The 21,511-nt window shown below is 63.9% G+C and carries 24 protein-coding genes; 8 read left to right on the top strand and 16 right to left on the bottom strand.

The features are described 5' to 3' along the window. Positions 1-62: 62 nt before the first annotated feature. The 11 genes from N6H05_RS09755 to N6H05_RS09710 all read right to left on the bottom strand — a co-directional run bounded on the left by N6H05_RS09755 (position 63) and on the right by N6H05_RS09710 (position 6,802). Positions 63-767, bottom strand: a complete 705-nt coding sequence (locus N6H05_RS09755; protein ID WP_502958964.1) for a lytic transglycosylase domain-containing protein — start codon at positions 765-767, stop codon at positions 63-65. 214 nt (positions 768-981) lie between these two features. Then, complete coding sequence (locus N6H05_RS09750; RefSeq protein WP_284113688.1) at positions 982-1,317, bottom strand: DUF736 domain-containing protein; 336 nt, start codon at positions 1,315-1,317, stop codon at positions 982-984. 68 nt (positions 1,318-1,385) lie between these two features. Further along, positions 1,386-1,931 carry a S26 family signal peptidase gene (locus tag N6H05_RS09745; RefSeq protein WP_284113687.1) on the bottom strand — a complete coding sequence of 182 codons (546 nt, stop codon included), beginning with the start codon at positions 1,929-1,931 and terminating at the stop codon, positions 1,386-1,388. Continuing rightward, positions 1,928-2,449 (bottom strand): DUF2840 domain-containing protein, encoded by a 522-nt coding sequence (locus N6H05_RS09740; RefSeq protein WP_284113686.1) that lies wholly within the window; start codon positions 2,447-2,449, stop codon positions 1,928-1,930. Before N6H05_RS09740 ends, N6H05_RS09745 begins: the two co-directional genes overlap by 4 nt. Then, the gene (locus tag N6H05_RS09735; RefSeq protein WP_284113685.1) at positions 2,446-2,700 is read right to left on the bottom strand and encodes a hypothetical protein; all 255 of its coding nucleotides are present in this window, start codon (positions 2,698-2,700) and stop codon (positions 2,446-2,448) included. The genes N6H05_RS09740 and N6H05_RS09735 overlap by 4 nt, the downstream gene beginning before the upstream one ends. Then, entirely contained in the window at positions 2,697-3,350 is a 654-nt protein-coding gene (gene parA, locus N6H05_RS09730; protein ID WP_284113684.1) for a ParA family partition ATPase, read from the bottom strand. Before parA ends, N6H05_RS09735 begins: the two co-directional genes overlap by 4 nt. Beyond that, positions 3,347-4,441 (bottom strand): replication initiator protein A, encoded by a 1,095-nt coding sequence (locus N6H05_RS09725; RefSeq protein ID WP_284113683.1) that lies wholly within the window; start codon positions 4,439-4,441, stop codon positions 3,347-3,349. Before N6H05_RS09725 ends, parA begins: the two co-directional genes overlap by 4 nt. Next, complete coding sequence (locus N6H05_RS09720) at positions 4,442-4,711, bottom strand: helix-turn-helix transcriptional regulator (RefSeq protein ID WP_113866491.1); 270 nt, start codon at positions 4,709-4,711, stop codon at positions 4,442-4,444. 156 nt (positions 4,712-4,867) lie between these two features. Then, positions 4,868-5,359 (bottom strand): DUF2285 domain-containing protein, encoded by a 492-nt coding sequence (locus N6H05_RS09715; RefSeq protein ID WP_284113681.1) that lies wholly within the window; start codon positions 5,357-5,359, stop codon positions 4,868-4,870. 46 nt (positions 5,360-5,405) lie between these two features. Further along, the gene (locus N6H05_RS28255; protein ID WP_419951260.1) at positions 5,406-5,660 is read right to left on the bottom strand and encodes a transcriptional regulator domain-containing protein; all 255 of its coding nucleotides are present in this window, start codon (positions 5,658-5,660) and stop codon (positions 5,406-5,408) included. Between the two features lie 299 nt (positions 5,661-5,959). Further along, complete coding sequence (locus N6H05_RS09710) at positions 5,960-6,802, bottom strand: DUF932 domain-containing protein (protein WP_284113680.1); 843 nt, start codon at positions 6,800-6,802, stop codon at positions 5,960-5,962. Positions 6,803-7,192: 390 nt separating this feature from the next. Here N6H05_RS09710 and N6H05_RS09705 point away from each other — a divergent pair, with 390 nt between their 5' ends. Further along, a complete protein-coding gene (locus N6H05_RS09705; protein ID WP_284113679.1) occupies positions 7,193-7,570 on the top strand; it encodes a hypothetical protein in 378 nt (125 codons plus the stop codon). Positions 7,571-7,637: 67 nt separating this feature from the next. On the opposite strand, the gene N6H05_RS09700 is transcribed toward N6H05_RS09705, so the two are convergent. From N6H05_RS09700 to N6H05_RS09685, 5 genes are all read right to left on the bottom strand, one after another. Then, entirely contained in the window at positions 7,638-7,955 is a 318-nt protein-coding gene (locus tag N6H05_RS09700) for a DUF736 domain-containing protein (protein WP_284113678.1), read from the bottom strand. Positions 7,956-8,712: 757 nt separating this feature from the next. Continuing rightward, the gene (locus N6H05_RS09695; protein ID WP_284113677.1) at positions 8,713-9,210 is read right to left on the bottom strand and encodes a hypothetical protein; all 498 of its coding nucleotides are present in this window, start codon (positions 9,208-9,210) and stop codon (positions 8,713-8,715) included. 61 nt (positions 9,211-9,271) lie between these two features. Continuing rightward, positions 9,272-9,694, bottom strand: coding sequence for a hypothetical protein (locus tag N6H05_RS09690; RefSeq protein ID WP_284113676.1), 423 nt, complete (start codon positions 9,692-9,694; stop codon positions 9,272-9,274). 136 nt (positions 9,695-9,830) lie between these two features. Beyond that, positions 9,831-9,971 carry a hypothetical protein gene (locus N6H05_RS28180; RefSeq protein WP_349666217.1) on the bottom strand — a complete coding sequence of 47 codons (141 nt, stop codon included), beginning with the start codon at positions 9,969-9,971 and terminating at the stop codon, positions 9,831-9,833. Further along, positions 9,968-11,815: a ParB/RepB/Spo0J family partition protein gene (locus N6H05_RS09685; RefSeq protein ID WP_349666223.1), complete on the bottom strand. Its 1,848-nt coding sequence runs from the start codon at positions 11,813-11,815 to the stop codon at positions 9,968-9,970. Before N6H05_RS09685 ends, N6H05_RS28180 begins: the two co-directional genes overlap by 4 nt. 61 nt (positions 11,816-11,876) lie before the next feature. On the opposite strand from N6H05_RS09685, the gene N6H05_RS09680 reads away from it, so the two are divergent. The 7 genes from N6H05_RS09680 to N6H05_RS09650 all read left to right on the top strand — a co-directional run bounded on the left by N6H05_RS09680 (position 11,877) and on the right by N6H05_RS09650 (position 21,483). After that, positions 11,877-13,048, top strand: a protein-coding gene (locus tag N6H05_RS09680) for an IS3 family transposase (RefSeq protein WP_114150060.1) whose coding sequence is annotated in 2 segments (ribosomal slippage) — positions 11,877-12,150 and positions 12,150-13,048 — 1,173 coding nt in all. Because the reading frame shifts where the segments join, the coding sequence is not laid out codon by codon here. 622 nt (positions 13,049-13,670) lie between these two features. Then, positions 13,671-14,942: an ATP-binding protein gene (locus tag N6H05_RS09675; protein ID WP_284113675.1), complete on the top strand. Its 1,272-nt coding sequence runs from the start codon at positions 13,671-13,673 to the stop codon at positions 14,940-14,942. Further along, positions 14,929-15,711 (top strand): HamA C-terminal domain-containing protein, encoded by a 783-nt coding sequence (locus N6H05_RS09670; protein ID WP_284113674.1) that lies wholly within the window; start codon positions 14,929-14,931, stop codon positions 15,709-15,711. The genes N6H05_RS09675 and N6H05_RS09670 overlap by 14 nt, the downstream gene beginning before the upstream one ends. After that, positions 15,698-19,201, top strand: a complete 3,504-nt coding sequence (locus N6H05_RS09665; protein ID WP_284113673.1) for a DEAD/DEAH box helicase — start codon at positions 15,698-15,700, stop codon at positions 19,199-19,201. The genes N6H05_RS09670 and N6H05_RS09665 overlap by 14 nt, the downstream gene beginning before the upstream one ends. 38 nt (positions 19,202-19,239) lie before the next feature. Continuing rightward, positions 19,240-19,896: a hypothetical protein gene (locus N6H05_RS09660; RefSeq protein ID WP_284113672.1), complete on the top strand. Its 657-nt coding sequence runs from the start codon at positions 19,240-19,242 to the stop codon at positions 19,894-19,896. Positions 19,897-19,901: 5 nt separating this feature from the next. Continuing rightward, entirely contained in the window at positions 19,902-20,585 is a 684-nt protein-coding gene (locus N6H05_RS09655; protein WP_284113671.1) for a PIN domain-containing protein, read from the top strand. A 10-nt stretch (positions 20,586-20,595) separates the two neighbouring features. Further along, a complete protein-coding gene (locus N6H05_RS09650) occupies positions 20,596-21,483 on the top strand; it encodes a hypothetical protein (RefSeq protein WP_284113670.1) in 888 nt (295 codons plus the stop codon). Positions 21,484-21,511: the final 28 nt, after the last annotated feature.

Here is a 21,511-nt window from a genome sequence, read left to right as displayed (position 1 = left end):
CTGATCCGATCCATACACGCTGCACACTGGAAAGGACCGCAGGGCACACCCAACCGCCATGCTCATCGTGGCCCTCCCGTTTCTGTTCGGGCCACAAACAGGCCACCCGATTGCGGCGCGATCGCGGAGAGATCGCGCACGGGCGTTGCAGCCGGAGTGTCATTCGACTGCGCAGGATCGGCGGGCGATGTGCGCTCGGCCTGCACGACGAATAGCGGCGCGCGGGTCCATGACAGCGGATCGGCCACCGCGACGGCGACCGGCCCGGTGATCTCGCCGCCGCCGATCAGCGGTGCGAGCGTGGCGACATAAGCGCGCGTTTCCGCTGGCAACGGACGGCCCGCGAGATGCTCTTCGTAGCGACCGGGACCGGCATTGTAGGCAGCGAGGAATCCCGGCGATCCGTAGCGGTCATGCAGCTCGCGCAGATACGCCGCGCCCGCCATTATGTTGTCGCGCGGATCGTAGGGATCGCCGCCGAGCCGATGGCGGGCGCGCAAATCCGCCCAGGTCGCGGGCATGATCTGCATCAGACCCATCGCGCCTTTGGGCGAGATCGCCCGCACCTCGTCGGCGCTCTCGACGCGCATGACCGCCCTGATCCATGCCGCCGGAATGCCGAAGCGCTGCGCCGCCTCGGCGATATGCGCGGCATGGGGATCGGCCTGGGATTGACGCTGCACCGGCTCCGGCTGCGCCTGACAGGGAAGCGGCATCGCGACGGCGAGCACGATCGAAAGGAAAAGGACCGCCGGTCGGACGGGCATCCTGTCTCGGTATCGACGCCAGCCTGCCAGCGTGCTCGCTGCGGTCAAGGGTTCGCGCAACGCGCCGATCTTCGATCGCCCTTGACCTTCGCTGCGCGCGCCGGCCGACCTGCGTTCGAGCGGGACGAAGGGATGAGACGGCCTGTTCGCGAACAAAGGGATGGGGCTTTGACCGGAAAGCATGCGGGCAATTCTGAAGGGATAGTGCATGGGATCACTCCCGCTCGCCGCGCTTGACCGGGCGCGTCCAGTGCAGCGACCAAGCGGCCCCGCCGTCGTCGTCGCGGAACAGGTTGGCGCGGATCGGCTGCGGCAAGGCCGGGTCGTCGATCAGCAGCGAGATGTATTCGCCAGCGCGCTCGCCGGTGCGTTTCCAGCCCGCGCCGATCTCCGGCCCGTCGTCGGCGCCGTGGTGGATGCGATAGTCCGGCGCGTTCTCGGCATCGGACGGCTCGGCCGGAACGATGGTGAGTTCGCGGTAGAGGGTGAGCGTATGAATGCGCCCGACGAAGCCTGTCGTCTCACGGGTAAACTGGCCGATCTGCGGCATGGGAATCTCCTCAATGCTGGGGGTTGGGTGAAAGCCGGCGAGCGTCATGCCCGCCGGAATCGTGGCGGTCAGCGCGGCGCGGCGCGCCAGACGAAGCGGCCATCGCCGGCCTCGTCGGTGTAGATCGGCGTCGCGCGGCCGATGACGGACTTGACCGGGATCGGACCGAAATAGCGGCCGTCCAGGCTGTCGCGGACATCCGGGTTCATCAGGAATATCTCGTCACCGCCGATACGGCGGCAGCCGTTCCACACCGGCAGTTCGCGGCCCGAGCGATCGCGGTCGAGCGCCGCGCCAAGCTCGACGCCATCGACCGTGATCGTGCGGCGGATTCGGCAGACCTCTTGCCCCGGCAGTCCCATCACGCGCTTCAGAAGCGGGACGCCTCGGCCGATATAGCCGCGCTCGACCATGAAATCGGCGAGCGGTTCGGGGGGATCGACCGCGACCAGATCGGTGACGGCGATGTCGCCGGGCGGATCGATGGCGTAGAGGCCGATCGGCGCGCTGGCGGAGACGTTCCATAGCAGTCGGGTCGGCGTCGGGATGAAGGACGCGATAGCGACGCCCATGATCGAAAAGTACGTCACCATCACATAGCCGAAGCGGGTCATGGCGCGACGCTCCGGCGCTTGAGGAACGCTAGGTGCTGGTCGGCGCTGTAGGCGCGCGGCTCGTGACCGGCGGTCAGCCGGTTGTGGACGTGGTGCCAATGGTCGGGCGAAACATCCTCCGGATCGATGCCGATCCCCTGGATGGCGTCGATGTGCCGGAGCACCTGTTCGACCTTGGGCCAACCATCGATCTTCAGCAGAATCTCGCCGCCGGGCCGCACGAAGGGCAGCGTTTGATAGGGCTGGCCCGGCTCCACGGCGCGCACGATATCGATGCGCGAGATGATCGTGCCGAAGTCGTTCGATGCCCAGCGGACGAAGGCGAAGATTGCGCCCGGCCGGAAGGCGAAGATGCGCCGGCGGCGGTCGAGGATGGTTTCTTCCGCCAGCCGGCCGAAACGAACCCAGTGCTCGATCTTCTTCTCGATGTGGGTGAGTTCGACATGCGTACGGCTGTCGGACGGAGGCGATGACGGCACGGGGCCGCCGCGCACGCGGGGAGCCGCGTTGCCGGTCATGGTGTATCTCCTTCGGTGGGTGGGAATTCGCGCGCGAGCATCTCGCGCAGCATGTCGGCGACGGTGACGCCGCGCCGGAAGGCGACGATCTTGATCCGACCGCGCAGCTCCGGCGTGATGTCGATCGTCAGCCGGGCCGTGAACGCCGCGCCGTCGCTCGCGCGGGCCGATGGCGGTTCGCTGGCCTTGATCCAGCTTTCGGGATCGGCCGGACGCGCCGCGAAACCGCGTTTCGGGGATCGCTCGCTCATGGCGCGATCCCTGCGATGTTGAGGCGGCCGATCTCGGTGGCCAGCGCGGCGATCTCGCGCGCGGCCGGACTGTCGGCGTCGATCTCCGATGCGAGCCGCCCGGACTGCGCGGCGTCGGCGAAGACGACGCGCTGGCCGACGGTGGCGGCGAGCAAGGGCGGGTCGTGATCGGCCAGCGTCTCGGCCGTCTCACGGGCAATGACGGTGCGCGCGCCGCAGCGATTGAGCACGAAGCGGGCGGCGAGGTCCGGCCGGTAGATGCGCGCCTCGGTGAGCAGCGCCAGCATCTCGGCGGAAGCCCAGCCGTCGAACGGCGACGGCTGCACCGGGATCAACACCAGGTCGGCGGCGAGCAGCGCCGAGCGCATCAGGCCCGCGACACGCGGCGGTCCGTCGATGACGACGTGATCGACATCGCGCGCCAGTTCGGGCGCTTCCCGGTGCAAGGTGTCGCGGGCCAGGCCGACGACGCCGAACAGCCGTGGGCAACCTTCCCGCGCCCGCTGCTGCGACCAGTCGAGCGCAGAGCCTTGCGGGTCCGCATCGATCAGCGTGACGCGGCTGCCGGTCCTCGCCCATTCGCCTGCGAGATGCAGGGCCAGCGTCGTCTTACCGACACCGCCCTTCTGATTGAGCAGCGCGACGATCATGGCACGCGCGTCGATCGTCCGGCGGCACCGGCACCATGGCTCGCGCCCGCCCGCGTCAAAGACAAAGAGTTAGATTCTTGGTTAGACTCTAAGTTAGCGGTCGGATTCCGCGTTTCGGGCCACAGAGTTAACTGCGGTCCGTGCGCCCGAAATCCCGATAGTCCTGCGCCCGAAGTCCCGATACCGTTTGCGCCCGAAGTCACGAGCGTTTCCACAGCCTCGTCCACAGGCACTGTGGACAAGCGGGAGGGCCGGATTTGCAGCAGTTCGCGCCGTCCCTCCCGCCAGATGTCGAGGCGGTAGCCGGGCAGCGGCTGCCGAGCGACGATGCGGCGAATGTCGAGGGCGAAATCGGACGGCCGCGCCAGGCTGCCGGACTTCTCGTGGAGATGGGCGATCTCGAAGATCCAGCCATGGACCTGACGGCCGGCGTGCTTGCGGGCGACGCGGTAGAGCCAGCGTTCGATCCCGCCGGTCAGCCGGAAATAATCGGGGTCGATGGTCAGGACCAGCGAGCGGTCGATGACGCCGCGATAGAACCAGTCGGCCAGCACGAACTCCATGCCTTCGACGCGACCGTCATGGGTAGTCATCTCCTCCCATTCGTTGATCCAGGAGAATTGGTGCCGCCGCCAGCGCTCGCCGTGGCGGATGGTCGTGGCGATGACTGTCGATTGCAGGCGGGCGAAGGCACCCTTGAGCAGCCGATACTCACGCGCGCCCGTTCCCCGGCCGATCGCCATCAGGAGCTGGTACGGCGTGAAGCGCAGGAAGCGGGATGTCTTCAGGCCATGGTTCTCGGCCTCGACGATCTGCGAGGCCGCCCAGATCAGCACATCGGCATCCCAGATGGTCGCCATGCCATGCTCGGGCATGGCGAAGACCTCGACGCGGACGCCGCCGGATTCGTAGAGGATCGGCGTCACCCGCTTCGCCTTGGCGAGCGAGAAGAACGGCCGCTCCATCAGGTCTCGCTGGTCGCGGGGGCTGGCATCGCCCGTCGCGACGACGAAGGGATCGAGCCGCGCCCGCTCGCTGCCGGCAAGGCGCTGCGCGCGCCGTGCGGCGTCGTGGGAGGGACCGCCGGACATTCAGCGTGCGCCTCGCTCGGCGGGGGTCAGGGGCCGCGCGGGGAAAACCCGCTCGGCGTCCTTGTCGGTGGTGGATTTGCGGGCGGCGACCGCCGTCCAGGCTTGCAGATCCTCCAGCGCGTAGACGACGCGCCCGCCGATCTTGCGATAGGTCGGGCCGGTGCCGTAGGTGCGGTGCTTCTCCAGCGTCCGTAGCGAGATGCCGAGGAAGCGGGCCGCATCAGGCGTGCGCAGGAATCGGGGCGGCAGCCCCGTCTTCGGGTCGATCATGATTGGACCTCCGGGTCGGGTTCGGCGGCTGTCGGCGGCGACAGCGGGCTATGGCGAACCGTGGCGGAGGATCGGCGGCTTGCAGCGTGCCGGAATCAGGGGGGGGCGCATTCGGCACCCCGGAGGGGTCGGCTCAAGCCAAGGCCACGCCGCTCCTCAGCGGCGGCGTGGCGCCCGGACGGGATAGTGAAGCAGTTCGCGATAGCCGCCGCGCATATAGAACAGGCCATCGGCGACCAGACGGCGGACCTTGTTCTTCAACGGGCTGACCTCCCAATCGTTCTTGGAGCGGCCTTGGAAGCCGAGCAGCGCCTCGGCGATGACGCGATAGCTGGCCCCGGCCAGCTTCGCGTCGAGCGCGCGCAGGATCAGGATGTGCCTGTCGCGGGTCTGGGGTGGAAGGTCGTGCCGCCGGTCGCCGGGCGGGCGTCCGGCGAGCGCCAGCCAGAACCGCAACGCCGCTTCGGCGCGCAACTCGAACAGCGTGTCGAGCGGCAGGATGACCACGAAGCCCGTCGGATCTTCGGGCGGAGCGTTCGCGAGCCAGAAGCGATGCTCGCCGCCCGCTCCGCGCCAGAGACCGTGCCAAGCTTTGTCGATGGCCGCTCGTGCAGCCAGACCGGGAAGCCCCGGCAGCACGATGGGCATGGCGAAGTCGCCGGGCGGATCGCCTGACGGGCGCAGTTCGAAGGCGTCAGGCTGAAGCGCGGGTGTCCAGAAGAGCGCGGCGCGATCGGCGGGCTGGTCCGGGTCCGCCGCGAAATCGCAACCCCCATCTGTTCGTGAACGCGGTCTGCGCTTCGGTGTCGTGGCGGGATTTCCGCTTCAGGCGATGGAAGTCGCGGCGATACTCGTCGTCGCGACGGAGATACTCCCAAGCGAAGCCGGCGGCAGGAATGCTCTGGGCATGTCCATAGGCGGCCGGCGAGCGCCAATCAGAACTCGGCATGGCGTCACCTCTTTTCTTCCAGCATGGGATCGGCGCTGGAAAGACGAAGTTTCCACAACTTGGGATATGCTTTGAAGTCAGCGTTATTGGATATGTGGATCGCGCAAAGCGATCAATATTGGCTAATGATTACTTAACATAGCAAAGTCGATTTGGCGAACCGGGCGTAGCCCGGCGAGCGGCGGTCGTGGCGACGACACGGCCGCGCCGGCGATCCGGGTCCACGGATCGGCGGAAAATCGGATAGCCGCAAATGAGCAGAGCCGTGCAACCGGAAACCCGGCTGCACGGCTTTACGATCATCCGCGTTTCAGGCGCTGCATCCCGTCCGCCAGCGTCCACAGCGCGCGGTTCAGCCCGACATTCTGGTCGATGCCGTTGATGGGGCGGGTCTGGCTGCGGCGGATACGGCCCTCGGCATTGGTGCGGCGACCGTCCAGCCCGCCGCGTATCATGTTCTCCTGAATGACGTTGAACGTGCTCCACAGGCTTTGCCCGACATCCTCGCGGCGGCGCGGGGCGATGATCTGATCGGGGCGGACGGGGCTATCGTCCTCACCGTAGCGGGCGACAAGGCTGGCCTCGGCCAAAACGCGCTGTTCGTCCTCAGACAACCTTGTGTCCTTCATCGTCTCCGTCGCGTCGATCAGACGCGGAAAATCCTCCGCGACCGTATAGACGCCCTCGATGATCTGATCCTGAATGCCCCCTTTGTGGGGGACGCGGACTTCCTCGAACCGCTCGCCCGCGATCATGCTGTTGGTGCAGACGAAGCGCAGCATCCCGGCGAACATCTGGTAGGCCGACGTTCCATCGTGCGAATTGACGATGATGACTTCCGCCGCCTCGGGCTTGCCGATGCCGTCATCGCGGCGCAGGCGCAGCATATGCTTGGCGTGGCCGTGGCGGCTGCCGTCACGCGGGACCGACTGGACGGCGAAGAATGGGAACCACCCTTCCTTCCGCAGCCCCTCCACGATCTCGATGGTGGGGACGTAGACATAGCGGTCCGACCGGCTGTCATGCGCCTCGCGGGCGAAGACGGAGGGGACGTGGCGGTAGAGAGCTTCGTTGTCGAGGGCTTCGCGCCCGCTGATCTGGTGGCTGTTGCGGCCGAACCGGGTGGCGAGTTGGTGATACATTTTCTGTCTCCGTGGGTCTGGGTTGGAGCGCGGCGCTGCGCTGCAACCCTGGCCGTCGCCGAGACCGGGGTAGCAAGGTGCAAGGGCGGCCGGGCCGGAGGGGGATCACCCGGCCTGCACGGAACGGAGGCACGACGTGGAGGAAGGCCGGGGACACCGGCCCGGACGAGCGTCAGCGATCCCTTGCGCCGCGCGGGGGTGGAACCCCTAGCCAAATCCGCCCGGTATGAGCGCCAGCGGGCGCCGGGCACGGAAATCCGATCGGGATGTGCAAAGCCGCAAACCCTGAAAACCGTCCATCCTGATCGCCGTATCGCCTGACAGGCGGCAGGTTGGCTTTGGGCACGCGCATACCCACATGCAAGGCGACGATATGGGGAGGGAAATACTTTGGCGGACTATCTCGTAACCTATGATTTCAGGGTCGGCGCGCCGTCGCAGTACAAAGAGTTTGTCGAATGTGCGGAGATCGAAGGCCTCGTTTATGTGTACGATCTGGGCGACGAGCTTGCGCGCCTGACCAATACGACGATCTGGGGCGTGTTTCCTGACAAAAAGGCCGCAAAGGCTGCTTTCGAACGGGCGCAAACCGCAGCGGAGAAGAATCTTGGCCGCAAGATCGTTCTCGAAAAGCGCGTCATCACCCAGATGGCTGATGTCTTCGTCCGCTCAGACATAAAGAAGCCCCGTGACGCTCGTTGGACCAAGTCGACGAAATTCGAGACCTGCCGCGCCCATCAAAAGAACGATCCTTTCTTCGCCTACTGAGGCAGGGGTGGCAATGACCATGACAAAGCCCCGCTCGGGCGAGCGGGGCTTCTGGAGCTGTCCGGCTTCAGTCGCCGTTGCGGCGGGACCAGATGAGGTTATGGGCTTCGCCGTCCTCGCCCTCGACCAGGTTGGCGTAGATGGGTGCGGGGAAGCTCGGATCGTCCAGCTTGACGGAGAGATATTCGCGCTGCGTCTCGCGGGCGGTCTTCTTCCAGGCCGCGCCGAACTCGGTGGCCCCTGCGAAGATGCGGAAGTCAGGGCCGCGCTCGCTTTCGCCCTCGGTGGGGACGAACTTGGCCTTGACGTTGAGGGTCAGGGTCTTGACCGCGCCGGTGAAGCCCGCGCCGTTTTCGTTCTTGGTGAAGGTGCCGACGGTCGCCATTGTCATGTTCCTTTTCGCATCCGGCCGCGCCTATCGCGGCCTCGATGGTGGTCGTGCGACCGGGGACGATCGGCCCCGCACCCGTAGGGCTGCAACGCAGTGGAAGGCGGACGGCGACGGCTTTTTTGCTTCGCGATGCAAAGCCGAAGGCGGCGGAAAAAAGCTGGCGACGGCCGTTGCGGGAAGCCGAGCGAGGCGCAGCCGGTCTTCGGTCAGACCCAATCCATTCGAGGACGCCGTGGGTGTGGCTGACAGGGAATCAGAGGGACATGATATTTGGTGACGGTCGGCCTCCGCGCCAGACATGAGAACGGTGGACAACTGTCGGTCGGGTCAACCTGCCCCTGACCTTCGACGGCAAGGCCAGTCCATGGTCCACGAGCAGACGTGGTTGCTTCAAAATCTTCATCCTCTTCGAAGCGCCGGCATTGGCAAGCTGGAGACGATCACCCGCTGAGCAACGTGACCATTCTCGCCAACGGCGATTTGAGCTTCCCAACGCGCTACCCGGCCGAGGGTGTCGATGCCGAGAACGGAGACCCGCTCTCATGGTCCCGCCGCTGCTACTGTGACCGGATATCTCTAGAAGCCCGGCTCGCCCGAGCGGGGCCTCATCATCGGAACGGCCATCCACTGCCGCTCTTCGCGTTAGCGATTGAAGCCGAATGGCGGAAACGCGCCCTTGGCGTGGTTCCGGCGCAGCCGAAAGCGCGGCCCGCAGGGCAACGCCAAACCTGACCTATCAAGGGAACGTCAATTACACCTGTTCGCTGGGGTAGAGTTCCCGGATGATGTTGGTGACGATTTCAAAGGTGGTCAAAAACATGGGAGGGTTCAGTACGGTATCGCTTCCGTGAGCAAACATATTGCGCATCTTGCTTAGATATTCGATTTCCGAAGAAATCAGATTCTGCTCCTTGGCCGATTTCAGTAACTCGTCGAGCATGGCCGGGCGTGGCCTTCCCTTTTTGTCCACACGGTTGGCGAACTGGTAGCCGATCCGCTCGCGCAGAGTGAGTTCAAGGCAGGGGAATGTCTGACTCGCGGCCATAGTCAGAAGATCATACGAAAAATAGGCATAGATGTAGGCGTGTCGAATGGCGTCGTGAGATCGTCGGACCGACTCTGGAAGCGCGACAGAAAGCTCGAATGCGCACATATCCGAGTGCAATTCTTCAAGTGTGGAGCCGATAAATCCGGCAATTCCTGAAAAATATGGATCAGGCAGATTGAGGTCTGACAGTCTCTTTAACACGAGAAAACATCTTTCATTCGGTGATCGTCTTGAGCAATCGTAGCATCAATCAAAGAACGTTTCAGTCTCGGCTATGAATTGGCGATGCTGTTGCTACCAACCGCAATAGGGCCGACGCCCCGACGAACCCACCGCCGATGATGCAGAAGATTTGCCGCCAGACTTCGGACGGCACGGCCTCGCGCGTGACGCCGTAGACAAGGGCGTAGCCCGCGACGGCAGCGGGCGCGGCGAAGACCAGCGCCACAATCATGCGCAGCACCGGCGAGCGCAGCGAGGCGAAAGCGAACACCAGCAAGCCATAGGCTGCGGCCCCGGCGACGAGGCCGACGAGGCCCGCACCGATCAGGCTGGAGCCGGTGGCGTAGGCGAAACGCGCCGCTTCAATGGCGAGCATGAAGGGCAGCGCATAGACGGCGAGCGTATAGGCCAGGACGCACAGTCCTGTGATCAGGGCTACGCTCATCAACATCACGGCGATCATGATGGGTCTCCATAGCGCCGATGACGGTCGTCGTCATCGGACAGTCGAGGTCAGCCGGTCGCGCGGTGGATACCGCGCGACCGGAATTTTGGCGGGATGGAAGGCCGGGACCGCTGGTGCGATCCCGGCCCTTTCCTCACTCGGCGGCGATCTGGAAGGCGTCGCCGTCCTGCTGCTGGTCCAGCCACGCGGGCCGCGCCGTGCGCAGGGCGGCGGGAAGCCAGCCGGTTCCGGCCAGAAGCTGTTCGGCAGCCTCCGCCATGTCCGTCTTCTTCAAGCCCGCGATCCGCTCCGCCGCCGCGTACTGACGGCTTCCCGCACGGCGGCGAGGATATGCGCCTTGGTGACGCGACCGAGATAGGTTCGCACCGTGGGCGTCCAGTGCGCCGTCATGTCGAGCGCCACCGCCGTCGCCAGCTTCTCCGCCGTCGCATGGGCGTGGGGCTTGCGCTCCCAAGGCTGCTTGACCGCGTTGACGGTGAGCGAGGCACAATGGGCGAACAGCGCCATGACGCTGGCATGGTCCAGACCGGCAACGAAGTCCCACAGGTCCGCAACATCGCGCGGCATGTCCGCCGCCCATCCGGCGTGACGATCCGCCAGCGTCTTCCCCGCCGCGGTGTCCTCGATCCCGTCCGCATGGGATGCAAGGAAGCTGCTGGTCGGGCGGATTTCGAGGCAGGCGGCATCCACGCCGCGATAGAAGGTCTGCACCGCCAGCGCATGGGTGACGGCGATCAGCGCCATGTCCGGCTGCTCGCCCAAGGCAAGGCGAAGGCCCAGCGTCCGGTGCGAGGTCAGGTCACGGATAAGAAGGTCCGACAGCGGCTTGCCCGCATCCCCGGCGTCCTCGTCCTCGGCCTCCGACACGGGAACCGAGTGGCCGTCCTTGTCATGGTCGCCATCCTCGATGATCTCGCCATCGCTGTTGACGCGAACGCCGTCCACCACGCTGCCGCTGTCACCGTCCACATCGCCTTCGGGTCCCGGCTTCTCGTCCTCGGCCCGGATAAAGCCGCGCTCAATGCGGGCTTCGCCGTCATGGGAGAGGATGACGAACACACCGCCCCGCGCGATCTCGTCCGCTTCATAGGCATGGCGAAGCGCGTCGATACGCTCGATCTCGGCCTCCAACTCCCCGAACCGCTGGTCCACGTCCTCGGGCAATTCCTCGGCGCTGTCAAACTGCTCGGTCAGCGCGTCGTATTCGCCCTGCGCGGCGGCATAGGCGGCCTCGTCTTCCTCCGATAGCGCTACCGGATGCGGATAGGTGCGGCGCAGGCCGTTGCCGTGCGGATAGTCGATATGGAAATCCGCCCATTTCCAGCCTTCTTCGGCCTTCACGCTCTCTGCGGCACCCTCCAGCTTCTCGATGACCAGCCGGTCCAGCAACGCCGCATCCTCATAGAAGCCGCCGCGATCCTCGGTGAAAAGGTCGCGCAGGATCACGCCACCCGCTTCGGTATAGGCCTCCGCGCCGACGAAGACCGCCCGCCGATCCGTCGCCGCGATGTGCATCCGGGTCAGGTCGCGGCGGATGGTCGAAGGCTCCTTGTTCCAAGACAGGTTCTCATAGACCTGCTCCTGCCGGGCCGGATCGTCCACGATGGCGAAGGCCATCAACTGCTCCAAGGTCAGGCCACCGTCACGGTAGACCTGCATCAGCTTGGGGCTGACCGCGCCCAGACGCATCCGCTGGCGCACGACATGCGCCGTCACGCCGAACCGAGCCGCGATTTCCTCCGCGCCCCAACCGCGCGTTTCGGCCAACTCGCGGAAGCGCTCGAACTGGTCGGCGGGCGAGAGGTCTTCGCGGGTGACATTCTCGTCCAGACTGATTTCGCTGGCGTCGTTCACGGTGTCGATGACGCAGCGGATGGCCTCCGTCTTCTTGATCTGCTTGCGCTTCACGCGCAGCAACTGCGCCAGCCTGCGGCCTTCCCCGATGCTGACCAGATAGAAGCCGGTCGCGGCTCCCTCCGAATCAAGCTCCGGCTCCACCACGAGGTTCTGCAGGATGCCCTTGGCGTGAATGCTCGCCGCCTTCGCTTCGATGGAGGCCTCGCTGTGCGGCGTCTTGCGGGCGTTGTTCGGATGCTTCTTGAGCTTGTTGAGCGGGATGATCCTCCCTCGGTTTGGTGGACACCCATGCTAGCTTTTCGGAGCTGGAGAGGAGTGTCTGATGAGTGTTCAACGCCGGAACTTTCCGGATTCTTTCAAGCGCGAGGCCGTTGACCGCGTCGCCAACGGCGGCCTGAGCGTCGGGGCGGTGGCCCGCGAGCTTGGGCTGCACGAGACGGTGCTTCGTCGATGGATGACGCAGTTCGGGGTGCAGGCGACGGGGGCGTCGCGGCGCCCCACAACGCAGGCGTCGTCCCCGTCGCCGTCGGATCTGGCGGCGGAGGTGGCCCGGTTGCGGCGAGAGAACGGTCAGCTGCGGATGGAGCGGGACATCCTAAAAAAAGCCGCGCTCATCTTCGGAGCGGCCTCCCGATGAAGTTCGGGTTCGTCGATGAGCATCGTCAGGTCTGGCCGGTTCGCGTGATGTGCGCGGTCCTGGGCTTGTCGGCCAGCGGTTACTACGCCTGGCGCGGTCGCCCCGAGAGCCAGCGGTCTGTCGCCAATCGCGAGCTGACCGAGGATATCCGGCTGATCCATGCGGAGAGCAGCGGCTGTTACGGCTCGCCGCGCGTTCACGCCACCCTGCGGCGGCATGGGCGTCGGGTCGGTCGATCCCGCGTGGAGCGGCTGATGCGCCGCGCCGGCCTGCGGGGCTTGGCGGCCTTGCCGCGTCGCGCCCGGACGACGAACAGCCGCCACGGTTATCCCATCGCGCCCAACAGGCTGGCCCGGAACTTCGAGGCGGCGGCGCCCAACCAGGTCTGGCTTGCCGACCTCACCTACATCCCGACCGGCGAAGGCTGGCTCTATCTCGCCGCCATCCTCGACCTGCACACCCGCAAGATCGTGGGCTGGTCCATGCGCCAGACCCTGCACACCGAGATCGCCCTCGACGCCCTCAACATGGCCGTCGAACGTCAGCGCCCCGCGCCCGGCCTGATCCATCATTCGGACCGGGGCATCCAATACGCAGCCGAAGCCTATCGATCAGCCCTGGCCCGATCCGGCATCACCCCGTCGATGAGCCGAAAGGGCGACTGCTGGGACAATGCCCCGATGGAGAGCTTCTTCCACACCCTCAAGACCGAACGCGTTCATCACCGCGTCTACGCCACCCGAGACCAGGCGCGGCGAGACCTGTTCGGATACATCGAGGGCTTCTACAATCCCCATCGCCTGCACTCAGCACTGGGCTATATCAGCCCCGCTGAGGCCGAGCGCAAAGCGGCTTAACCCCGTCCACTTTTACGGGGGAAGATCAGGATGAACACGTCCGCGCCGGTCACGGTCGCAACAACCGGAGTGGCGGCGGTATCATTGGCAGTGGTCGTCATGGTCTGTCTCCTATAGGCTTGGGTTTCGCGCAGCGAAGCGCCGCGCTGAAACCCTGCCCGTCGGCGAGACCGGGGGGTGCAAGGGCCAGGGCGGCCGGGGTGGAGGGGGATCACCCGACCTGCACAAGCGGATGTCCGTCATGACGGATGTGCTGAACATCGCATCCGCGCGGAAGGTCGGGGAGACCACCCCGGCCGGCGCGGCTTGCCGCGCTTCACCCTTGACCGCGCCAGGGGGCGGCGCCCCCAAGCAACCGGCCCGGCGTGAGCGCCAGCGGGAGCCGGGAGAAAAACCGGATCAGGGTGCGAAGCCTTCGATGCCGATGCTCATGAGACCCTGATCGCCGTATCGTCTCGGGGCGTTGCGGGGTGTCCCCGCAGAAGGGGTCGGTCGAGACCGTGGCTCGACCGCAGGTTCCCCATCCATCCCGAATCGCGGTCTTGTGATTACCAATATGCGGGCCATTGACTCCCAATCTGCCGAAGCAGATAGTCTCAATCTGCTAAGTCTCGGAGTTGGCATGTACGGACGGTTTGTAGAACGACGGGCGGAAGAAGCCCTTTCGGATACGCCCGTGGTCCTGATCGTAGGACCGCGCCGGGCCGGTAAGACCACGCTCGTCCGCAAGATGGGCGAGGCTGGCCGAACCTATATCACGCTGGACGATCAAACGGTTCTTGCAGCCGCCCAATCCGATCCGGCCGGTTTCATCCGGGGGCTGGATCAAGCCATCATCGACGAGATCCAACGCGCGCCCGACTTGCTGTTAGCGATCAAAAAGACGGTCGATGAGGACTATCGGCCGGGACGATTCCTGCTGACGGGTTCGGCGAACGTGCTGACCTTGCCGCGCATCGCCGATAGCCTGGCTGGACGGATGGAAACCATTCAGATGCTGCCATTGGCCAAGGCCGAGGTGGAAGGCCGAACGCCAAATTTTCTGGAACGGCTGTTCGAAGGAAAGCTCCGGAGTCAGCGGAATGCTATCGTCGGTGACGATTTGGTCCAACTCGTCCTGCTCGGTGGTTTTCCCGAAGCCATCAGTCGTGACAACGAGCGACGGCGGCAGGATTGGTTGCGATCCTATCTTACGTCGATCCTGACGCGCGACCTGCGCGACATCGCGGACATCGAGAAACTGACTGAGTTACCGAAATTCGTGCGGCTGCTGGCCGAGCACTCAGGACAGCTGGTCAACTATTCCCAGTTTGCCGCTGGCATCGGCGTCACCCACAAGACGGGGCAGCGCTATGTCGGGCTGCTCGAACAAGTGTTCCTGGTCTCAACCGTGCAACCCTGGTTTACCAATACTCTGAAACGCATCGCCAAGACGCCCAAGCTGCACTTCCTCGACTCCGGCTTGCTGGCGACCGTGCGCGGTCTGACCTTCGACAGGGTGAAGGCTGATCGCGGACCATTCGGCGCGCTTCTCGAAAGCTTCGTCTTCTCGGAAACTCTGAAGCTGATGAGCGCCTCGGACCTGCGGCTGACTCCACATCATTTCCGCGATCGAGACATGCGCGAGGTGGACATCGTGCTGGAGCGCGATGACGGCATGATTGTCGGGATCGAGGTGAAGGCCAGCGCTACGGTGAAGGCTGGTGATTTCGGGGGGCTGCGCGCTTTGGCCGAAGCGTGCGGAGATCGCTTTGCTTTCGGCGTAGTCCTCTATGATAGCGTGGATGTCGTGCCGTTCGGCGACAGGCTAGCAGCGGCACCATTGTCGAGCCTTTGGGATGGAGAAGCGCCAACGAACAAAACAGCCAAAGGAGGATCGCATGGGCCTGTATGAAAGCTGGTGCGATGCCACCAAGAACAAAGACAAGCGAAAGCACTATTGGACTTATGTCGAGAAAGACGGTGGGCGCGACGAAATTCGCGATGTCCTCACCGAGACGATCCGCTCACATTACGACCGACTGGAACGCATTGCCGAAGACGTGGAGCGGCTCGGCTACAAGGTCGCGGCAAAAATCCTCGGCGCGGCAATGCCCCAGACACCCAAGGGACGCTCCGGCGATCTTGGTGAAATTCTCGCGACCGAACTGGTCGAGGAAGAAATCGGCCTTCGCGTTCCCGTTCGCCGCCTCCGCTACAAGGATGGTCGCAACATGGCGATGCGCGGCGACGATTTTATCGGCGCGGGATACGATGCGGCTGGCGAAAAGCTATGGCTCCTGAAAGGCGAAGCCAAAAGCAACAAGGTGCTCGGCAAGGCCACGGTCACGAGCGCCCGCAAGGTGCTTGACCGCGACAACGGCCGCTGCACGCCCGATTCCCTGCTCTTTGTCGCCAACCGCCTATTGGAGAGCAATGACCCGGACGACAACGCATTGGGGCGCAGCCTGCGTGACGAGGTGGGCCTGAAGTCCCTTCGTGCCGATCGCATCGATCATATGCTCTTCACAGTGTCGGGCAACGGCCCGCACGCTTCGCTAAAAGTCGATCTCGATGCCACGGGGACCAATCGCGACCACTATGTCCTGAACATTCACGTCGAAGATCATCAGGACTTCATCGCAGCCATGTACCAGGAGGCGGAAGACCTTGGAGACGATTGACGAACTGACCGCATTCCTGGCGACAGCGACGGTTGACGGCATTCTCGGTCGTCTCCTCTATCGCGGCGCGGCCTGGTCGTTGATGCGCGAAGAAGGCGTGCTGCCGGCAAATGCGCCACCACTTGGCGCGACGATCGAGACGGACCTTGCCGAACACGGCTTTGCCCTACTTCGGGGCGCAATGGCCTTGCGGACGCAGGCTGGTGCTTCGCCCTTGACCGGCAAGGCATTCGAGCGCGCTGCCAATGCTTTTGAGGCGTTGGTGCGCAACGGCGATCCGGAATCACCCGATCGCGGTTTTCGCCGCACCATCGCTGCCGCTGCCTATCATCTGGCTGGATTCTCGGCCGTCGCCTATTCCCTGTTCAACGAGACGGCGGGCGACCTCAATGCGTCTCCTGGCGAGAGGGCGATCCAACACCTGATCCTGCGCGATCTCGGCCAGTTGCGCGGATATGTTCGCGACTGGCTGGCCGACGAGGCTCATGGCGATGAGCAGATCGCCGCCGCCCTGACGGGGGAAGAACCCGATATCGATGAAGCGATATCGACGATCCTCAACACGACGATTTGCCGGGCGCTGGCCCATTTTGATTTTGCACTGGAGACCGGCGAACCCGAGCCGATCGAGATCGCGCGCGCGCTTCTTGGCACCGCGGTCAGTCTGGCTGGCAACGCGGAGAATGTGCCGCTGTGGTGGATTTCGAACCTCTGCCGCCATCTGATCGACGACCTTTGGCAGCATTCGCTCCACCAGACTCTGCCGACCGACCCGCCGGAAGGGACGGAGGAAAAATACCCGGACCTGCGACGGCTGTTTATCTCGTCGCTTTATGCGCGCAAGACCTCCGAGGTGGAGTTGTGGCCATCGCAACGCGAGGCGGCGCAGCGCTCCACGGACGTCACGGACGACCTGGTCGTCGCCTTGCCGACCAGCGCTGGCAAGACGCGTGTGGCCGAGATCGCCGCGCTGATGACGCTGTCGTCGGAGCGCCGGGTGTTGATCGTTACGCCATTGCGCGCTTTGTCCGCTCAAACCGAGCGCTCCTTTAGAAAGACCTTCGCGCCCCTCGGCTTCAGCGTCTCCTCGCTCTATGGTTCCAGCGGTCTTTCGGCTGGAGATGAAGACGCGTTGCGCTCCCGCGAGATCATCATCGCGACACCCGAAAAGCTCGACTTCGCACTGAGAAGCGACCCCTCACTGATCGATGATGTCGGCCTGATCGTCCTTGACGAAGGCCATATGATCGGCCCGAGCGAGCGTGAAATCCGTTACGAGACGCTCGTGCAGCGTCTGCTCCGGCGAGCGGACGCGGGCGAACGCAGAATGGTCTGCCTCTCCGCCATTCTGCCCAGCGGCGACGAACTCGACGATCTCACCGCCTGGATTCGCGCCGATGAACCGGGCGAACCAGTGCGTTCCGATTGGCGGCCGACGCGGCAACGGTTCGGCGCGCTCACTTGGCGGGGGAAGGATGCACTGCTCCGGCTCGATCTCGATGAAGCTGGCCCGTTCCTCGACAAATTTGTCTTGGAGAAGCCGGCACTCGGAAAGGAGAAGAAGCCTTATCCGCGCAAGAACTCGCATCTCGCTTTGTTCGCGGCATGGGAGTTCGCAAGCCAAGGCAAGCGGACCCTGATCTTCTCCACCCAGGCGAATTGGGTCGAGAGTTATGGCAAACAAGTCGTGGACCTCTGCAAGCGCGGTTACCTGGATTCGCTACTGGAGGATGAGGCGTGGATCGCCCGCGCTCTGGAGGTCGGCAAGGAATGGTTGGGAGAAGACCATCCCGCTGTCGCTTGTTTGAAAGCGGGCGTTGCCGTCCACCATGGCCGGCTGCCGAGTCCGTTCCTTCGTGAGCTGGAAGCCCTTCTGTCCGAGGGTGTGCTGAAGGTCATCGTCGCGTCGCCGACGCTATCGCAGGGCCTCAACCTCAATGCCGCCGTCCTGCTGGTGCCAGCGCTGTATCGGGCGTCCGAGAAGATCAAGGGCGAGGAGTTTGCGAACGTCGCGGGTCGCGCCGGACGCGCCTTCGTCGATGTCGAAGGCCTCATCGTTCACGTGATGTTCGATAAGATTGATTGGCGAAAGAGGGAATGGAAGAAGCTGGTCGCCTCCGCAAAGGCCCGCACGCTGAAGAGCGGCCTCATCCAGATCGTCGCCGAGATTCTTGACCGCTTGTCACGAGAGGGTGTGCTGGACCGTCACGACGCGTGGGAATATCTCGCCAATGCCCGCGAAGCCTGGAGATCGCCGGCGGAGGAAGCCGCGGTCGCCGAGCGTCTGGCCGCCGGCGCAGAATACGACGATGGCGACGACGATGATGAAGACGGCGGCGATGACGAGGAAGAGACCATTGACGAGGAGCCGCTTTCGCAGATCGTCGAACGCCTCGATGCGACCGTGTTCGGTCTGATCGAGGCACTGGACGCTGATCGGGCCGACCTACCCAAACTTCTGGACGAGGCGCTCAAGGGATCGCTTTGGGCACGCCAGATTGCCCGCGAGGACGAGGACATCGCACCGCTGCACATAAAGATATTCGAAGCGCGCGCCGACCTTATCTGGAAGACCACCACGGCGCAGGCGCGCCGCGGACATTTCGCCATGGGCGTAGGACTTGAGGCGGGCCTCACCATCGACGCCATGGCCGACGAGTTGGCCGAACTCCTCGACCGCGCAGACGAAGCGGCGCTGGGCGGCGACATCGACGAACTTGTCGATAGCCTCGGTGGTCTCGGCGACCGCCTGCTATTCATGCGTCCTTTCATTCCTGACAAGGCGAACGCGCTACCAGCCAATTGGAAGGCAATCCTACGCAGTTGGGTGTCCGGCGAGGATGTTGCCAATATCGGGCCGCAGAACATGCGGGCGGTCGAAGATGCCTTCACTTATCGTTTGGTTTGGGCCTTGGAAGCTGTCCGTACCCGCCGCATGTCTCTCGGCTGGTCGCCGGATACGGTGGCAGGTGGAGCCGCTGCTGCGGTCGAGACCGGCGTTCCGCAATTCATGATGTCGATGTTGATCCGGGCCGGTCTTCCGTCGAGGCGCGCCGCCATGGCGGCGGTCGAGGACGCCAAGCCAGTCTTCGTTACGCCTGCCGAGATGCGGGCCTGGCTCGAATCTGATGAGATCACGGCCTACACCGACGCTGGCGATTGGCCAACGCCCGATACGGCTGCGCTATGGGCGCGGTTCCGAACCGAGGCCCTTAGCGGCGGCATCCAGAAGTGGTCGGTCGAACACTATAAGCGACTGCTCGACATCGCCGTCGCTCCGCCTGCCGGCCTGTATAGGATTGTCACCGATGAGGGTGATGGGCGGACTTGGCTGACGACGCCCGACTACCAGCGTGTCGCCGCCTTCAAGAAGGCTGCGGTCGATCCCAAGCCCAGCCTGTTTTCGGGTCGGTTGCCCGGCAACACAAGACTGGTGGAAGCGCTTCGTGTCGGCCGCGGAAAACTGCGTTGGCCGCAGGCCGATGCGTAGGAGGCGACAGTAGCCAAAGATAATCCGAAAGAAATGATATGACAGACAAACTCGAAGTTTTCCAAGATATGGCCATCCGTGGCCCCATCGCGAAACGGCCCGACTTGCGCGAAGCGCTCATCACGGCGGCTGTCGATCCCTGGCGCGTAGATCTGGAAAGGTCGGCGGAAGTGGCGCGTAACGCCGTGACCTCGGAGGATGTCGTCCTTTTTCGTCGGGATGCCGGCCAAGACCATCCGGCGGCGGGGCTCACCCTATGGGGAACCGAGGACGGCTATTATGTCCCCAACATCGTTCCGTTGGAGACGGGGAGCCTCACCTTCGCGCAGTACAATGCCGTGCTCGCGGATTTTATCGCGCGCATCGCCGCACCCGTCACGGCTCAATTCGGTTTCACGATCTCGACGACGGAGCCTCGGCAAACACTCGACGACTGGTTGTCTCCGGACGCTGCGCTGAAGCTCAAACGCTTCTCCGGGGCGGCCAACAAGTCGACGGGAGCGAGTCACCCACTGGATGAACGCCGCTGGTTCGATTTTCTCGTCGCCGTACATCGCAGCGGCGACAAACCCGGCGCCGACAGGTTAGCGCGCTGGCTGCATGAAGTGGACGGTTGGGACGAGGATTCCGCCCACAATCTTGCAGGCGATTTTGAAACCGCGCTTGCTCTTCTTGCCTACTACGAAGAGCACTGAGCCGGATGGACGCACAGGCGATTGCATCAGCGGGCGTTCCGGTGCTGTGCATCGATACATGCTCTATTCTGGACATCATGCGTGATCCGACGCGCGAGACGGCAAAACCGCATGATCGGCAGGCAGCCATCGATCTTTTGGCCGCGGCAGAATCGGGTCGCCTCATATGCCTTATGGCGGAGCAGGTAGCGATCGAGTTTTCCGATCACGACCAGCCCGTCCAGGATGAGGCTGCGCGCAATCTCAAGAAGGTTCGGGAGCAGGTCGAGCGCATCAACAAGCTATCCGCCGTCTTCGGCGCTCCAGGCAACGTCAACCTTACGCATCTTGACGATCATGTCGGGCGTGCAAGAGCGGTTGTCGGGCGTTGGCTCGCCAAGCTCGGCAATGTCACGCCCAGCCCAGTTGTCCCCGCCAAAGCATTTGCTCGGGTCAACGCTGGCATCGCTCCAGCGAGACGCGGCAAGGAGTCCTCCAAAGATTGCCTGGTCTATGAAACTTATCTTGAGGCCGTATCAGCTTTGCGGGGCGCTGGGGTGACGACGCCGATCGTCTTTCTGTCGTCGAATACCAATGAGTATTTGACCGAAAGCAAAGTTTTGAAGCCCGACATCGCGGCGGAATTTGGCACGATCAACCTCGGCTATGCGCCCAATATGAGTGCGGCCAAATACGCGCTCGGTCTGTAAGGACATCGGCTTGAGCGTATCAGCATCGAAACATAATCTGGTCCTCGAACTTTTCGTCCGCACGGCCGACGAAAACTACGTCACCGCGCGCTGGTGTGCGATCAATCAGCTCAACACAGACTTCTTATGGCTCTCAGTTCATGCGCTTGAGAAATATCTCAAGGCCGTGCTTCTCCTCAATGATGGATCGTCCAGACGAAGCGCCACCGATCAGAAGGCATACAGCCACGACATCGTTCGGCTCTACACGGATGTAAAAGCTCTGGCCGGCGCGTTGCTGCCAGACAATCTCGCCAAACCAACCGATCTCGACATCTATCACTGGTCGGACCGAACGCCCGAGCAGTTTATGGAACACCTGCTTCGCAACGGGAATGCTGACAACCGCTACCTGATCTATGGCTACGTCACCCGCAGCCAGGATCTGCATATGCTAGACGCGATGGTGTTCGCCATTCGGCGTCTCATTTGCACGTTGGACGAGCGTTGGCTGCCCAGCCGAGAGCCGGAAGCGCCGACGTTTACGAATCGCGAACTGCTCACCCGGCAGCCAGAACACTACGGACGTCTTTTCATGCCGCTGGACGACCTGATCGGCGCTCGGGAGGCATCGCCGAAGCGCGCTGCGGCGTTAAATCTCAACATGGCGTTCGCGCCGGATGACTATCAACACGAACCGCTCCGGTCCGGCAGTTCGTCACGCAATCCGGTCATCATACGCCGCATTCTCGATCCTTTGGAGAGTGAGGACCCCCGCTGGGCAGCGGAAGGCGTTGAGATCGCACATTGGTTCCTCGCCAACGTGCAAGTGCCAAAGGGTAAGTCGGACGATCCCGGTGTCACGGAACAGATCATGGCTGCTGTGGAGGCGGCTCGGGCTAAACACGGAATCCCCTGACGCGGCGCTAATAATTCGCTCAGGCCAA

It is taken from the genome of Sphingobium sp. WTD-1 (assembly GCF_030128825.1).
Lineage (GTDB): Bacteria > Pseudomonadota > Alphaproteobacteria > Sphingomonadales > Sphingomonadaceae > Sphingobium.
This window is presented reverse-complemented; position numbering and strand designations above follow the sequence as displayed.